We start from the raw sequence: 14,395 nt of genomic DNA on the forward strand, positions 1-14,395 counted from the left end.
CTCAGGATGAGGGCTACTGGTAAGCTCTGGATACGATGGTGCAGTCGAGATCCTCATCCTGAGCTTGTCGAAGGACGAGGATCTCGTGCGCTTGGTGTTACTTCCGCTGCGCCGCGGTCTTGTCGCGCAGCGCCTTGAACTCAGACCCCGCCTGCCACTGCGGCCACACGCGCGAGTTCGCCAGGTCGGCGCCGATCTCGTAGACCAGCCCCAGGTCCATGGCCTGGCCCGACAGATCCCAGCTCGCCGACCATTCGTCGGCCGGCTGGTGGTAGCGGTTCTCGGTGTAGTCGGCCTCGGCCTTCTCGCCGGCTTCCTTGCCGCCGTTGATCAGGTCGTTGCCCGAGCCGATCGAGATCGCCGGCACGCCGCGCTTGGCGAACGGGAAGTGGTCCGAGCGGTAGAAGTGGCCAGCCTGCGGGGTCGGGTCGGGCGTGAAGTAACGGCCGTGGGCCTTGGCCTTGGCGGCCAGCATGTCCTGCAGGTCGACCTTGCCGTCGCCCGAGGTGGTCACGTCCTTGGCCGGACCGGCCGCCGACAGGGCGTCGATATTGATGTCGCCCACCGTGGTGGCGGTCGGGAACAGCGGATTGGCCGAATAGTATTCCGAGCCCAGCAGGCCCTTTTCCTCGGCGGTCACGGCCAGGAACAGGATCGAGCGCTGCGGCGCGGGCCGGCTCTTGAAGGCGCGGGCCAGCTCCAGGATGCCGGCGATGCCGTCGGCGTTGTCGACGGCGCCGTTATAGATCTTGTCGCCCTTGGCGTCCGGCGCGCCCACGCCCAGGTGGTCCCAGTGGCCGCTGTAGATGATGGTCTCGTTCGGGAACTTCGTGCCGACGATGCGGCCGGCGATGTTCTTGGAGACGATCGTCTCGTGCTTGACCTTGAAGTCGGTCGAGAAGGTCACGCCCTTCAGTTCCACGGCCTTGAAGTCGCGGGTCTGGGCCTGCTTCTTCAGGGCGTCGAAGTCGAGGCCGGCCTGCTTGAAGAGGTCGACGGCCGTGTCGCGCTGGATCCAGGCCTCGACGGCCGGATGCTGCTTGGCCGGCTCCTTGCGGACGATGTCGAACATCACGTTGGTGTTGGAGTTCTTGACCGTGGCCCAGCCGTACGAGGCCGGCGCCGTCTCGTGGACGATCAGCACGCCGGCGGCGCCCAGGCGGGCGGCCTCTTCGAACTTGTAGGTCCAGCGGCCGTAATAGGTCATGGCCTTGCCGCCGAAATCACCGGAACCCGTTTCGAAGTCCGGGTCGTTGATCAGAACGACCAGGATCTTGCCCTTCACGTCCAGGCCCTTGAAGTCGTCCCAATTGCGCTCCGGCGCCTTGACGCCATAGCCGGCGAAGACGATCGGGGCGTTCTTCAGCGAGACGGCGTCGACATTGGTCATGGCCGCGCGGATGGCGATCTGGTCGCCTTGGGTCAGGGCTTGCGCCTTGCCGTCCTTGGTGAAGGACGCGGCGACCGGGCCGTCGAGCTGGAACTTGGCCAGCGGCACGTTCTGGGTCCAGGCGCGCTTGCCGTCCTTTTGCACGTCGCCGGCAGGGGTCAGGCCGATGGCCTTCATCTGCTCGACGATATAGCCGACGGCCTTGGTCTCGCCGGCCGTGCCGGGGCCGCGGCCCTCGTAGTCGTCGGACGACAGCACCTTGATGTGGGCCGACAGCTTGGCGGGGTCGATCTTGGGCGCGTCAGCGGCCTGCGCCAGCATGGGCGCGGCGATCAAGGCGGTGGCAAGCAGCAGGCGTTTCATCCGGAACCCTCTTTGGGGGAAATCTTGGCGCGGACCCTAGAGCGTGACCCGCCGGCCGTCCACCGCCCAGCGCTCCAGCGTTTCGCCGTCCCAGACGTGCAGGGCGTCATAGAGGTTGATGGTCGGGTCGCAGTGGCCCGGCTGCAGCCAGACGAGGTCGCCGACCCTCGGCGCATCGGCCGGGAAATCGCGGGTCGGATCGGCGTCAGCGGTCGCCACGGCGCGGTCGAAGCCCAGCGGATCGCGGCCGCCGGCCTTCAGCACGTCGATCATGGCGGGGTGAGCGATCATGCCGTGCTCGTCGCCCATCGGCCGCCACAGCGAGCCCGGCGCGGCGCCGGCGACCACGCGGGCCGGCGGGCCGTCCATCGACATGGCCTTGAAGCCGGCGTCGCAGGTGACGTGGCTCTTGTGGTTGCCCGAGACCACGGTCGCGGCCACGAACAGCGCCGGCTCGAACGCCCAGTCGCCGCCGCCGGGCGCGCCGCAGGCGTCGTACTCGACGTCCATCACCGCGTAGGAGCCGGCCTGCAGCTCGGTATAGACGCCAGATGCCAGGTCGTAGGCGTGGGTGCCGGTGCCACCGCCGGTGACGACACCCGGGGGCAGGCCGGCGGCGGTCAGTTCGGCGACCAGGTCTTTCAGCGTGGCGAAGGCGGCCTCGTCGGCGCTCTGGCGCAAAGCAAGGTCGTCCATGTGCTGCAGGTGGCCCAGATAGGCCTGGAGGCCGGCGAACCGCAGGCCCGGCGAGGCGTCAGCGGCGCGGGCCAGCCGCAGGGCGTCTTTGGGATAGGCGCCGGCGCGGTGGGTGCCGAGGTCGAGGTCGACCACCAGGTCCAGCTTGACGCCGGCGGCGACGGCGGCGTCCGAGAGCCGGTCGATCTGGCCCTCGTCATCGGCGACTGCGCCGATGGTCGCGCAGGTGCGGGCCAGGGCGGCCAGGCGGGCAGGGCCCCAGGGCGGGACGGGGGCGGTGACGAGGATGTCTTTGATGCCGCCGGCGACATAGGCCTCGGCCTCGCCGACCGTCTGGCAGCACAGGCCGACGGCGCCGCCTTCGACGATCAACCGGGCCAGGGTGGAGCTCTTGTGGGTCTTGCCGTGGGTGCGCAGGCGCACGCTGGCGGCGTCGCAGAGGGCCTGCATGCGGGCGAGGTTGCGGGTGAGCGCGGCGCGGTCGACGACGAGGAGAGGGGTCTGGGGGAGGTGCTGTGCGCTTGGAAAGTTCATCTGATCCCCAACCCCTAAAACCGCTCATCCCCGCGAAAGCGGGGACCCACGCTGAACGTCAGAACGCAATCTGGAAACACCGCTTGGGTCCCCGCTTTCGCGGGGATGAGCGGTAAATGGAAATGCTCAGATCTCACCCTTGAGGATGCTCGCGAACAACCCCGGATCCACATTTCCGCCCGACAGCACGATCGCCGCCGTCCGGTCCTTCAGATCAACCTTGCCCGTCAAAGCGGCAGTGAGCGCCACGCAGCCACCCGGCTCGACCACCAGCTTCAGCACCGAGAACGCGTAACGCATCGCCTCAGCGACCTCGGCGTCGGTCACCGCTACGATCCCGCTCAACGTCTTGCTATTGATCGGCCAGGTCAGCTCTCCCGGCGCCGGCGTCAGGAGGGCGTCGCAGATCGAGCGGGCGTCCTTGTCGATGGTCTCGCGCTGGCCGCTTTCCAGCGAGCGGCGGGTCTCGTCGAAGCCGGCGGGCTCGGCGCCCCAGACTTCTGTGGACGGAGAAAGGCCCTTCACCGCCGTGCTCGTGCCCGCGATCAGGCCGCCGCCGCCGACGGGCGACAGCACGCGGTCCAGCTCAACACCCTTGGCGCGGGCCTGCTCGACGATCTCCAAGCCTAGCGTCCCCTGGCCCGCGATGATGTGTGGATCGTCGTACGACGGCACGACCGTGCAGCCGCGCTCGGCGGCGATCTGGTCGGCAATGGCGACGCGGTCCTCGGTGAAGCGGTCGTAGAAGCGGATCTCGGCCCCGAAGCCCTTGGTGCCCGCGACCTTCACGGCCGGCGAGTCCGACGGCATGACGATCAGGGCCGGGATCTCCAGCAGCTTGGCCGCCAGCGCCACGCCCTGGGCGTGGTTGCCGGACGAGAAAGCCACGACGCCGCGCGCCTTCTCAGCGTCGCTCAGCTGGCTGAGCCGGTTATAGGCGCCCCGGAACTTGAAGGCCCCGGCCCGCTGCAGGGTCTCGGGCTTGAGGAACACCCGCCCGCCCAGGCGTTCGTTCAGCGCAGGGCTTTCGATCAGCGGCGTCTCGACCGCCAGGCCCTTCAGACGGACGGCGGCGGCTTGGATGTCAGCGAGGGCGATGGTCATGCCCCCAGGTTTAGGGGTTGCAGTGCTGCTTTTGAAGCGTTGCCGCCACACCAGGGCGAAACCGTTCAAGAAACGCCGCCTGAAACACTTTGCGACAATCGCCGTTCGATCCATATAGGGCGGGGCTGACTGTTCAGGACGACTCGATGAAGACCGCCATGTTCGCCGCCGCGGCCGCTGCCGCGCTGGCCGTCGCCGCGCCCGCTTGCGCCGGCGAAGCCTTTGTCGGTGTCTACAAGCACGACGTGACCTTCATCGGCAACGCCGTCGGCCTGGGGGCCGCGGGGCGCGAGGACGGTTTCGACGTCCACCTGGGCTATCGCACCAATCGCCTGGAAAACCTGACGTGGCTGGGCAAGCCGCAGGTCCACACCATGGTGTCGATCAACAGCAAGAACACCTCCAACTTCGTGGCCGCCGGCTTCGACTGGCGGATCGAGCTGGGCCAGCCCGGCGGCTTCTATTTCCGCCCGGGCATCGGCCTGGCTTATACCGACGGCAAGGCCGGCCTGCCGCCCGCCAACGCCCCGGGCCTGACCCAGGCCGAGCGCGACCGCCGCACCTATCTCTATTACCACCGCATCGATTTCGGCTCGAAGGTGCTGTTCGAGCCGGAGCTGGCCCTGGGCTACCAGGTCAGCGACAAGGTGTCGGTGGAACTGAGCTACACCCACCTGTCGAACGGCCAGATCTTCCACCAAGGGAAGAACCAGGGGCTTGACGACGCGGGGGTCCGGCTGGTTTACGCCTTCTGACTTCGCGAGGCGCTGGATTTGACCGCGCCTTCGTTGCCGCCCACAACTGAATAAACGTCTGCGGCCGAGTCCTGTCGAAGGGCCGCTGGACGTCACCGGGCAGGTGACAAGGCATATCTCTACCATGGCCAATGTGACCGTCGTCGGCGCCCAGTGGGGCGATGAAGGCAAGGGCAAGATCGTCGACTGGCTCAGCAACCGAGCCGATGTCGTCGTGCGCTTCCAGGGCGGGCACAATGCCGGCCATACGCTGGTGGTGGACGGCAAGGTCTACAAGCTGGCCCTGCTGCCGTCGGGCGTCGTGCAAGGCAAGCTGTCGGTGATCGGGAACGGCGTCGTGGTCGACCCGTGGCACCTGCTGGGCGAGATCGACAAGATCGCCGACCAGGGCGTGGCCATCACCCCCGAGCTGCTGATCCTGGCCGACAACGCCTGCCTGATCCTGCCGCTGCACCGCGACCTGGACCAGGCCCGCGAGGCCGCCTCGACCCAGAAGATCGGCACCACCGGCCGCGGCATTGGCCCGGCCTATGAAGACAAGGTCGGCCGCCGCGCCATCCGCGTCGCCGACCTGGCCGATCCGGAAGCCCTGAAGCCCAAGATCGAGCGCCTGCTCAGCCACCACGGCGCCCTGCGTCGCGGTCTGAACCTGCCGGAGGCTTCGGCGGAAGAACTGTTCGACGCCTTGATGGAACTGGCCCCGCGCATCCTGCCCTACGCCCAGCCGGCGTGGCGGGTGCTGGACCAGGCCCACAAGGCCGGCAAGCGCATCCTGTTCGAAGGCGCGCAAGGCTCGCTGCTGGATGTCGACCACGGCACCTATCCCTTCGTGACCTCGTCCAACACCGCCGCGGGCCAGGCCTCGGCCGGCTCGGGCATGGGGCCGTCGGCGACTGGCTTCGTGCTGGGCATCGTCAAGGCCTACACGACCCGCGTGGGCGAGGGCCCGTTCCCGGCCGAGCTGTTCGATGACGTGGGCAAGCACCTGTCGACCGTCGGCCGCGAGGTCGGCGTCAACACTGGCCGCGCCCGTCGCTGCGGCTGGTTCGACTCGGTGCTGGTGCGCCAGTCGGTGGCCATCAACGGCATCCACGGCGTGGCGCTGACCAAGCTGGACGTGCTGGACGGCCTGGAGACCCTGAAGATCTGCGTCGGTTACAAGATCGGCGACAAGGTCGTCGACTACCTGCCGGCCGGCCTGCGCGATCAGGCCGCCGCCACGCCGGTCTACGAAGAGATCGCCGGCTGGACCGAAAGCACCGCCGGCGCTCGCTCGTTCAAGGACCTCAACGCCAACGCCATCAAGTATGTGCGCCGCGTCGAGGAGCTGATCGGCGCCCCGGTGGCCCTGCTGTCGACCAGCCCCGAGCGGGATGACACCATCCTTATGCGCGACCCCTTCCAGGGATAGCTGGGGCCTGATGCGCGACCCCTTCCAGGGGGGACTACCCATATCGGTGCGACACACCGTCGCACGGTAAACGCTTGGTGAACTATGTTCGCTCTATCCTCCCGCACCTTAGCCGTGCGGGAGGAGCGTTTTGGCTCTCCGAGACTTCCTCGATGACGGACGCGAAGGCGCCTCGCTCATCATGAGCCGGCGCAGTCGCGTGGCGCGCCTGCTGGTCACGACCCTGGTCGGCGGACTGCTGGCTTTCCACTTCGGGCCCGTGCCGCCGCTGCTGTGGGCGGCCGTCAACGTCCTGCTCGAAGGCTGGCTGGTCTATCTGCAGTTCAGCTTCAAGCCGCGCGTGGGCAGCCGCACGCCGCTGTACATTCGCCTGGGACCGCCGGCCGCCTTCACCCTGGCCTGGTCGGTCATGGCCGGCTGGTCGGCCGTCAACGGCCCGATGTCGATGAAGTTCGCGGCCGTGATGATCCTGTTCGGCCTGGTGGTCGAAGGGCTGAAATATGCGACGATCAGCTGGACGGCGACGCTGGCCATCCTGCCCGGACCCTTCCTGGCCCTGATCGTAACGCCGCTGATGGCTCAGCGCTTCAACACCTGGGACAAGGCCGTCGCCCTGGTGACGATCGCCGGACTGGTCGTCTACGCCATCGACGCGGTGCGGGTCATGCGCCGCACCAACCAGGCGCTGGAGCGGGCGCAGGAAGAGGCGCAGGAAGCCAGCCGCGCCAAGTCGGCCTTCCTGGCGATGATGAGCCACGAGTTGCGCACGCCGATGAACGGCATCCTCGGTCTGGCCTACGCCCTGCGCGGCGCCAAGCTGGACCAGCGCCAGGCCGAATATCTGGAGATGATCGAGCAGTCGGGCCACGGCCTGATGACCATCCTCAACGACATTCTCGACCTCTCCAAGATCGAGGCCGGCAAGCTGGAGCTGGAGGTCGCGGCGTTCGACATCCGCAAGCTGGCCGCCCAGATCCGCCTGGTCTGGAGCGAGACCGCTCGGCTCAAGGGCGTGGAGCTGGTCCTGGACATCGATCCCGCCACCCCGGAATGGCTGTCGGGCGACGCCGCCCGCGTGCGCCAGGTGCTGATGAACCTCGTGTCCAACGCCCTGAAGTTCACCGAGACCGGCCGCGTGACCGTGCGCATCGCGCCGCTGGGCGACGATGTGGCCCTGTCGGTCTCCGACACCGGCGTCGGCATGAGCGACGAGCAGCAGGCCGGCCTGTTCATGCCCTTCGCGCAAGGCGACCGCACCATTGCCCGCCGCTTCGGCGGCACGGGCCTGGGCCTGGCGATCTGCCGCCAGCTGGTCGACATGATGGACGGCGAGATCGGCGTGCAGAGCGCGCCCGGCCAGGGCTCGACCTTCACCGCCCGCCTGGCCTTGCCGCAAGCCGTGGCCGCCAATGACGCCGACGACGCCATCGAGACCCTGGACCTGACCGGCGCGCGCGTGTTGGTCGTCGACGACAACGCCGTCAACCAGACCGTCGCCCGCGCCATCCTGGAAGCGGCCGGCGCCATCGTGGCCACGGCCGACGACGGTCACACGGCCCTGGTCCGCCTGCGCATCGAGGACTTCGACGTCGTGCTGATGGATGTCCACATGCCTGGGATGGACGGCAGCGAAGCCGTGCGCCGCATCCGCGCGGGCGAGGGCGGCCGGGTCGACCTGCCCGTGGTGGCCCTGACCGCCGACGCCATGGCCGGCGACGCCGAACGCCTGCTGGCCCAAGGCTTCGACGCCGCGCATCCCAAGCCGATCAACCCGGCCGGCCTGTTGATGACGGTAGCGGCGTTGCGGGGGCCGGTCCCGACGCTCCGCCTGGCGGTCGCCTAGTGCTTCGGATCGCTGTCGCATTGCTGGCGCTGGTCCTGGCCTCGCCGGTCGCGGCGGGATCCTTCGACTGGCCGGGCGGGCGCAAGGCGGCGATCATCCTGACCTATGACGACGCCCTGGTCTCGCACCTGGAGGTCGCCGCACCACAACTGGAGGTGGCGGGCCTGCGCGGGACGTTCTTCCTCAACGGCACGTTCGCGGCCAAGGACATTCCGCGCTGGCGACGGCTGGCCCAGGCTGGGCACGAGCTGGGCAACCACTCGATGTTCCACCCGTGCCCGCGCGCATCCTTCCCGATGGACGCCCAGTTCAATGCCGAGCGCTACACCGTCCCCGGCATGCTGCGCGAGATCGGGGCGATGAACACCCTGCTGACCGCGATCGACGGCCAGACGACGCGGACCTATTCCGTCCCTTGCAGCATCAGCCTGGCCGGCGGCGTCGACTATACCGACGCGCTGAAGGCTTCGGGCGCGATCGCCTATGTCCGCACCGGCGTGCCCAATGACGCGGTGGTCAGCGACCCGGCCAAGCTGGACCCCTTCCGCGTGCCCAGCCGCTCGTTCCCCGAGACCGCCACGGCCGAGGACCTGATCGCCTACGTCAAGGAGGTTCAGCGCGCGGGCGGCCTGGGCGTCTTCATGTTCCACGGCGTGGGCGGTGACTATCTGACGGTCTCCCCCGAGGCGCACCACGGTCTGCTGCGCTACCTGAAGGCCCACGAGGCCGAGATCTGGATCGCGCCGTTCGCCCAGGTCATGCGGCGGGCCGCGCCGCGCTGAGTCCCCACTTTTGGTTGCGTGCAAACGGTTGAACGCGGTTCAGTCAGCGTTTGTTAGCAGGCTTGGCCTTATACGAACCCTTCTGAACAAGGGGGTTTCGTGTCCGCACTCGCGCGCCGTCGCAAGCTGAAGCCGGTCAACAAGGCCGACCGGGTGATGCGCAGCCTGCGCGCTCTTGAGCGCACGGCGTCGACCAGCCGCGTGCTGAACCTGATCGCCATCGAGGCCGAGAGCAGCCACCGGCCCGAATACGCCCAGCACCCGATGTTCAAGAACAAGGTCCTGAACACGGCGCTGATCATCAAGCACCGCCTGCGCAACGACGACATCTACCTGTTCGACGAGGCGCGGCCGACCGCGACCAAGATCATCATCCCGTTCGACCGCCGCGACCTCGGCCTGGGCGGGCAGTCGGTGTTCGTGGGCCAGCGCGGCTGGACCGATCTGCTGATCGAGGCCTGCAACGCCTCGGGCGAGATGAGCCGCGACCTGACGACGCTGCGCAGCATGGACAACCTGCCGTCGCTGGACCCGTTCCTGCTGCGCGAGCATCTGCGCCGCCACGGCCTGAACGTGGCCAACTGCTATTTCGCCCTGTCGCCAGCCGACTACGACGCCATGCAAGGCTTCGTGACCATGGAGATCGCCAAGCTGATCGAGCTGGCCTATCGCGACGTCGGGGGGCTGGGCCGGGCCCACGCCGCGCGGCTGGTCGAGGCGCTGCTGGCGACCGATGTCGACGAGCGGCTTGAGCCCCTGCGCGACACCCTGGTCATGGAAGGCGAGAGCTTCAAGGAGGGCGTCTTCAGCTGGAAGGGCTTCCTCTATTACAAGTGGATGCTGACCAAGCTGTGGCCCCAGCTGACCGACGTCAGCAACGAGATCGGCCGCATCATGGTCACCGGCCAGCGCGACGCCGAGACCAGCCGCTACCTGGAAGAGGCCCGCAAGCGCCTGCAAGGCGGGGTGATGGTCGAGCGCAGCGCCATCCTGCGCACGCTGAAGGTCTATGACGACGCCTTCGACAGCCTGGTCGACAACGGCCGGCCGCAACAGTTCCGCGATTTCCTGCTGCGCGCGCCCGAGCTGTTTCTGAGCCTGGGCGAGCGGGTCGGGGTGATCTCGCACATCTCCAGCTTCTGGCGTTATCGCTTCCCGGAGGGCGAGGCCGTCACCGCCCACGTCGACGAGGCCATCGACATCTTCATGGATTTCGAAGCCGGCCTGTCGGTGCCGCTGCTGACCTGATCGGGTCCGACCCCCTGACAAAAAGACGCGGTCAACCCTCTTGGCGCAATAAGCGGATTTTTACATTCTGGGACTACTGATCGGGGTCTAGTTTCGAGGAGCCGCGAGTCCGTGTTCGACGGGAACGCCCGCACAATCCAGCGTGTCGCCGCCAAGGTGCAACGGGTGATGGTCGTAGACCCCAACCCGGCGACCGCGCGTCTGTTGGCTGAACACCTGCGCCCGCTGGGCGGGGTGCAGATCTTCGCCGCGCCGACGGCGGAGAAGGGCTACGCCATGGCGCGGGCCACCGACCCGCAGCTGATCTTCGTCGAGCACGCCCAGAACGGCGTCGACGGCCTGGCCTTCACCCGCAAGATTCGCCGCAGCGACCTGCTGTGCCGCGAGGCGCCGGTGATCATGTGCACGGCCGAAGCCACCGCCGAGGCCATCTTCGGCGCCCGTGACGCCGGCGTGCACGAGTTCATGCGCAAGCCCTTCAACCTGGGCGACCTGGAGCGCCGCCTCGAGGCGGTGGCCCTGAAGCCGCGCGACTGGATCGAGGCCGTGGCCTATGTCGGTCCCGACCGCCGCCGCTTCAACTCGGCCGACTACAAGGGTCCGCGCAAGCGCAAGGCCGACGCGGCCGGCACGCCCGCCGCGCGCCTGTCCCAGGCCCTGCGCATCGTCAAATCCGCAGCCACGGCCCTGGACAGCGATCCGGCCCAGGCCCGTCGCGCCTTGGCCGCCCAGGCTCTTGAGCTCAAGCGCGTGGGCGAGGCCGTCAAGGACCCCCGTCTGGTCCAGGCCGCCGAGGCCCTGGGCTCCTTCATGACCGCGGAAACGTCCGGCGCCGGCGGCCGCGCCGAGCTGGTCAAGCGCATCGACGCGCTGATGGGCTTCATGACGGGCGAAGACACGGGCCGAGCGGCTTAAAGCGCTAGCCAAAGCTCCAAGAAAAAAGGCGGCGTCCTCGCGGGCGCCGCCTTCTTCATTTCAAAACCCGAAGGTTCCTTAGAACGCCATGCGGGCGGTCAGCTGGAACACCGGGCCGGCCTTTTCGCGTTCCAGCTCGTATTCGTCGAAGTCACGATCACGCTGGCTGGCCAGGGTGGTGAACTTGTTGAACGTCTCGCGCTTGTTGGCGTCCAGTAGGTTCGAGCCGGTCAGGCGGATGACGGTGTTCTTGCCGATCCGCTTTTCGATGAAGGCTTCCAGGTCGGCGCCGTAGGTGGTCGTGACCTCTTCGCCGACGACGCGGCTGTAGGCCTCGCCCTGCTTGCGATAGGTCATGCCGAACGAGGCGGCGACGGACGGAATGTCCTGGATGAAGCCGACATTGTAGACCGACTCCGCCTGGCTGTTGAACCGGCGCTTGCCGAACTCGTCGCTGACCTCGGAGTCGAGGTACGAGTAATTCACGAACACGCCGGTGTTATCCAGGCCGATGAACGACAGCGGGGTCGAGAGGTCGAACTCGATGCCGTACACCTTGCCGTCGCCGGTGTTGCGGGCCGAGAACACCCAGGCGATGTCGCTGGGCGGATCATCGGCCGAGCCGCGGACGCCGGTGTTGTAGATCTCCAGCAGGTCCTTGATGTCGCGGTAGAAGACGTTGACGCCGAAGACGCCGTCACGACCCATGCGACGCTCGTAGCCGACGTCCAGGCCCCAGGCCTTTTCCGGATCCAGGGTCGGATCGCCGACGAAGTCGTTGGCGCCCAGTTCCTCTTCCAGCAGCACCGGCGACAGGTGCTGGAAGCTCGGACGGCGGACCGTGCGGGCTACCGCGGCATAGACCTGGTCTGCACCGGTCAGGTTGTAGCGGATCGAGGCCGAGGGCAGCAGGACCTCATACTTCTTCTTGGTCTCTTCACGCAGCACGAAGTCGTCGACGGTGACGTCGGTTGTCTCGTAGCGCAGGCCGGCTTCCCACTTGAAGCCGTTCGAGCGGCCCGACAGCATCACGTACGGGTCGAGGCGGGTCTGCTCCAGGCGGGCCTTGCCGGTGATGTCGAAGGGCTTGTAGGCGGGCGGCGTGGCGGCGGGCAGGTTGTAGCGGTTGCGCGGCACTTCGCTGACGCGGCTGTCGCGGCGCTTGCCTTCGTACTGGACGCCGAACTCCAGGTCGGTGCTCTGCGTCAGCTCGCGCTTGTGTTCCAGCTTGGCCGAGACTTCGTCGTCGGTGATGCGGGTCTTGGCGCGGTCGCCGGTGAAGCGGTCGCCGTCCGGGAACGGAGTCGAGTCGCGCAGATATTCGGTCTCGTACTCGAACTCGTACTCGTCGTTCTTGAACGCCGCGTAGCCCAGCTTCACGGTCGTCGTGCCGCCGGCCATCGGGAACTTGTACTTGCCGTTCAGCGAGTAGCTGTCCTGCTGGATGTCGACGTCGTTGTTGTTGATGGTCGACAGGTTGGCGTTGGTGTTGTTCCCGGTGTTGTACTCGATCGAGTCTTCGTCCTGGTAGCGGTCGGTGTGGACGTAGAAGCCGTTCACCGACAGCTGGCCGGGGCCGACCGGCACGTCGTAGGCGATGTTGAACGAGCTGTCCGTGCCGTTGCGCTTGTCGGTCTGAATCTCGTTGTTGTTCAGGGTCGCGCCCGGCTCGTCATAGCGCAGGCTGAGCTTTTCCTTGGGGTTGCGACGGCCTTGGACGTTGGCGCCGACCAGCAGGCGGCCCGGGCCGACCTGACCGCCCCACACGCCGCCGAAGGCGCCGCGGATGCGCTTGTCGTCAAACATCAGGGCGCCGGCGCGGACATAGCCGCCGTCCAGGGCCAGGGCGTCACGCAGGACGATGTTCAGGGCGCCGGCCACGGCGTCGCCGCTGCGGTTGGCCGAGCTGCTGCGCACGATCTCGATGTGGTCGATCAGTTCGGCCGGGATGCGGTCGACGAAGAACGACTGGTCGGCGCCGTTGCCGAACGAGCCCGACGACGAGCCCGAGCCCGGGACCTTCTCGCCGTTGATCAGGATCTGGGTGTAGGCCGGGTCGAGGCCGCGCAGGCGCACGCCGTCCGATTCCAGCACGTCCGACAGGAACGAGACGCTGGGGACGCGTTTCAGGGCGTCGCCGACGGTCAGCGGCTCGAAGCGCTGGAAGTAGTCGAGGCCGTAGTCGAGGACCGGGGCGGTCGACTCGCTGCGATTGCGGTAGGCGATCTTGGCCTGGACGACAACCGCCGAAGCCAGGGTCGGCTCGTCGGCCGTGGCGATCGGCGCGTCGTCGGCAGCGGCCGTCGCGGCCGAGGCTATGACCAGCGGCGCGAGCGCCGCCAGCGCGAAGAGCATGGTCTTCCGCATGAAATATCCCCTTTGTTGGCGCGCTCTTGTTTGAGCAGGCGCGCGTTCGCGTATGCGGGGCAGGGGATAGATTTCACGGTCCGGAGGGACCAGTGATGTTTGCTTGACGGTTTTGTTTCAGTTTTTTGAAACAGCCGCTCCGGCGCAGCTTAAGTAAAGCGGCTATTACTCGTTTCGCGGAGCGTCTATCGTCAGTCTTTTCTGATACGATATAACGATTGCTTCTCGCTCAAATGCGGCTGAAGCGTGGCCATAAGCCGTTGATCAGCGCTTTCCGGCCGGTCTTTGCAGCCAGTGGCGCAGGGCGCCGTTGACCGGGCCGGGGGCCTCCATCGGGGTCATGTGGCCGGTCTGGGGGATCACCACCAGGTGCGAGCAGCCGATCGCCTTGGCCATCTCACGGTGGCCCGGCGCGGGGGTGATCTGGTCGTTTTCCCCGACGATGATGACCAAAGGGACACGCAGGGCCCGCAGCGCCGCCTCGCCGTCTTCGCGCTCCAGGCTGTTCTGGCGCAGGAACACCTCGCGGCCCAGGCGCTGGGTCATGTCGATGATGCGGGTGGTCAGGTCGACGTCGTCCAGGCGCGAGGCGTCGATGTAGCTTTTCATGATCGCCTGGCCGATCCCTAAGAACGTCCCGCCCTTGGCGGCGGCCTTGTTCAGCGCCCGGCGCTGGGCGGCGCGCTCGGGCGTGTCGACGCGGATCGAGGTGTCCAGCAGGGCCAGGCGTTCGATACGCTCGGGCGCGATCCGGGCGATCTCCTGGGCCACGTAGCCGCCCATCGAGAACCCGGCCAGGCAGAAGGTCGGCTCGGCCTTGGCCAGCACGCTGTCGGCCATCTCGCGCAGGGTGGCGTAGGGGGCCAGATCCGGGACCCAGACGCGAGCGACATCGGCGAGGTCGCTGATCTGGTCGCGCCACAGCTCGGCGTCGTTGAGCAGGCCGGGGAGCAGGATGAGCTGGGGCAGGGGGGCGGTCATCTCGGC

At 67.6% G+C, this 14,395-nt stretch carries 11 protein-coding genes; 6 read left to right on the forward strand and 5 right to left on the reverse strand.

All coding sequences use genetic code 11. The annotated features are described in order from the left end of the window. Positions 1–97 precede the first annotated feature (97 nt). The 3 genes from AC1RR5_RS07890 to AC1RR5_RS07900 all read right to left on the reverse strand — a co-directional run bounded on the left by AC1RR5_RS07890 (position 98) and on the right by AC1RR5_RS07900 (position 4,087). Complete coding sequence (locus AC1RR5_RS07890; protein WP_492920707.1) at positions 98–1,753, reverse strand: M28 family metallopeptidase; 1,656 nt, start codon at positions 1,751–1,753, stop codon at positions 98–100. Between the two features lie 36 nt (positions 1,754–1,789). Further along, complete coding sequence (locus tag AC1RR5_RS07895; RefSeq protein ID WP_492920709.1) at positions 1,790–2,983, reverse strand: alanine racemase; 1,194 nt, start codon at positions 2,981–2,983, stop codon at positions 1,790–1,792. Positions 2,984–3,109: 126 nt separating this feature from the next. Beyond that, positions 3,110–4,087 carry a threonine ammonia-lyase gene (locus AC1RR5_RS07900; RefSeq protein WP_492920710.1) on the reverse strand — a complete coding sequence of 326 codons (978 nt, stop codon included), beginning with the start codon at positions 4,085–4,087 and terminating at the stop codon, positions 3,110–3,112. Positions 4,088–4,233: 146 nt separating this feature from the next. Here AC1RR5_RS07900 and AC1RR5_RS07905 point away from each other — a divergent pair, with 146 nt between their 5' ends. The 6 genes from AC1RR5_RS07905 to AC1RR5_RS07930 all read left to right on the forward strand — a co-directional run bounded on the left by AC1RR5_RS07905 (position 4,234) and on the right by AC1RR5_RS07930 (position 11,041). After that, the gene (locus AC1RR5_RS07905; protein WP_492920711.1) at positions 4,234–4,842 is read left to right on the forward strand and encodes an acyloxyacyl hydrolase; all 609 of its coding nucleotides are present in this window, start codon (positions 4,234–4,236) and stop codon (positions 4,840–4,842) included. A 124-nt stretch (positions 4,843–4,966) separates the two neighbouring features. Beyond that, a complete protein-coding gene (locus tag AC1RR5_RS07910) occupies positions 4,967–6,253 on the forward strand; it encodes an adenylosuccinate synthase (protein WP_492920713.1) in 1,287 nt (428 codons plus the stop codon). A 181-nt stretch (positions 6,254–6,434) separates the two neighbouring features. Further along, positions 6,435–8,096 (forward strand): ATP-binding protein, encoded by a 1,662-nt coding sequence (locus AC1RR5_RS07915; protein WP_492920714.1) that lies wholly within the window; start codon positions 6,435–6,437, stop codon positions 8,094–8,096. Further along, on the forward strand, positions 8,096–8,878 hold the full coding sequence (locus AC1RR5_RS07920; protein ID WP_492920715.1) for a polysaccharide deacetylase family protein: 783 nt from the start codon (positions 8,096–8,098) through the stop codon (positions 8,876–8,878). Before AC1RR5_RS07915 ends, AC1RR5_RS07920 begins: the two co-directional genes overlap by 1 nt. A gap of 156 nt (positions 8,879–9,034) precedes the next feature. Continuing rightward, the gene (locus AC1RR5_RS07925) at positions 9,035–10,126 is read left to right on the forward strand and encodes a hypothetical protein (protein ID WP_492921320.1); all 1,092 of its coding nucleotides are present in this window, start codon (positions 9,035–9,037) and stop codon (positions 10,124–10,126) included. Positions 10,127–10,294: 168 nt separating this feature from the next. Continuing rightward, on the forward strand, positions 10,295–11,041 hold the full coding sequence (locus AC1RR5_RS07930; protein WP_492921321.1) for a response regulator: 747 nt from the start codon (positions 10,295–10,297) through the stop codon (positions 11,039–11,041). A 78-nt stretch (positions 11,042–11,119) separates the two neighbouring features. On the opposite strand, the gene AC1RR5_RS07935 is transcribed toward AC1RR5_RS07930, so the two are convergent. Continuing rightward, positions 11,120–13,408, reverse strand: coding sequence for a TonB-dependent receptor plug domain-containing protein (locus AC1RR5_RS07935; protein WP_492920716.1), 2,289 nt, complete (start codon positions 13,406–13,408; stop codon positions 11,120–11,122). A 264-nt stretch (positions 13,409–13,672) separates the two neighbouring features. After that, the gene (locus tag AC1RR5_RS07940) at positions 13,673–14,389 is read right to left on the reverse strand and encodes an alpha/beta fold hydrolase (RefSeq protein ID WP_492920718.1); all 717 of its coding nucleotides are present in this window, start codon (positions 14,387–14,389) and stop codon (positions 13,673–13,675) included. Between the last annotated feature and the right edge of the window lie 6 nt (positions 14,390–14,395).

The sequence above is a fragment of the Caulobacter sp. GW821-FHT11E11 genome (assembly GCF_058808315.1).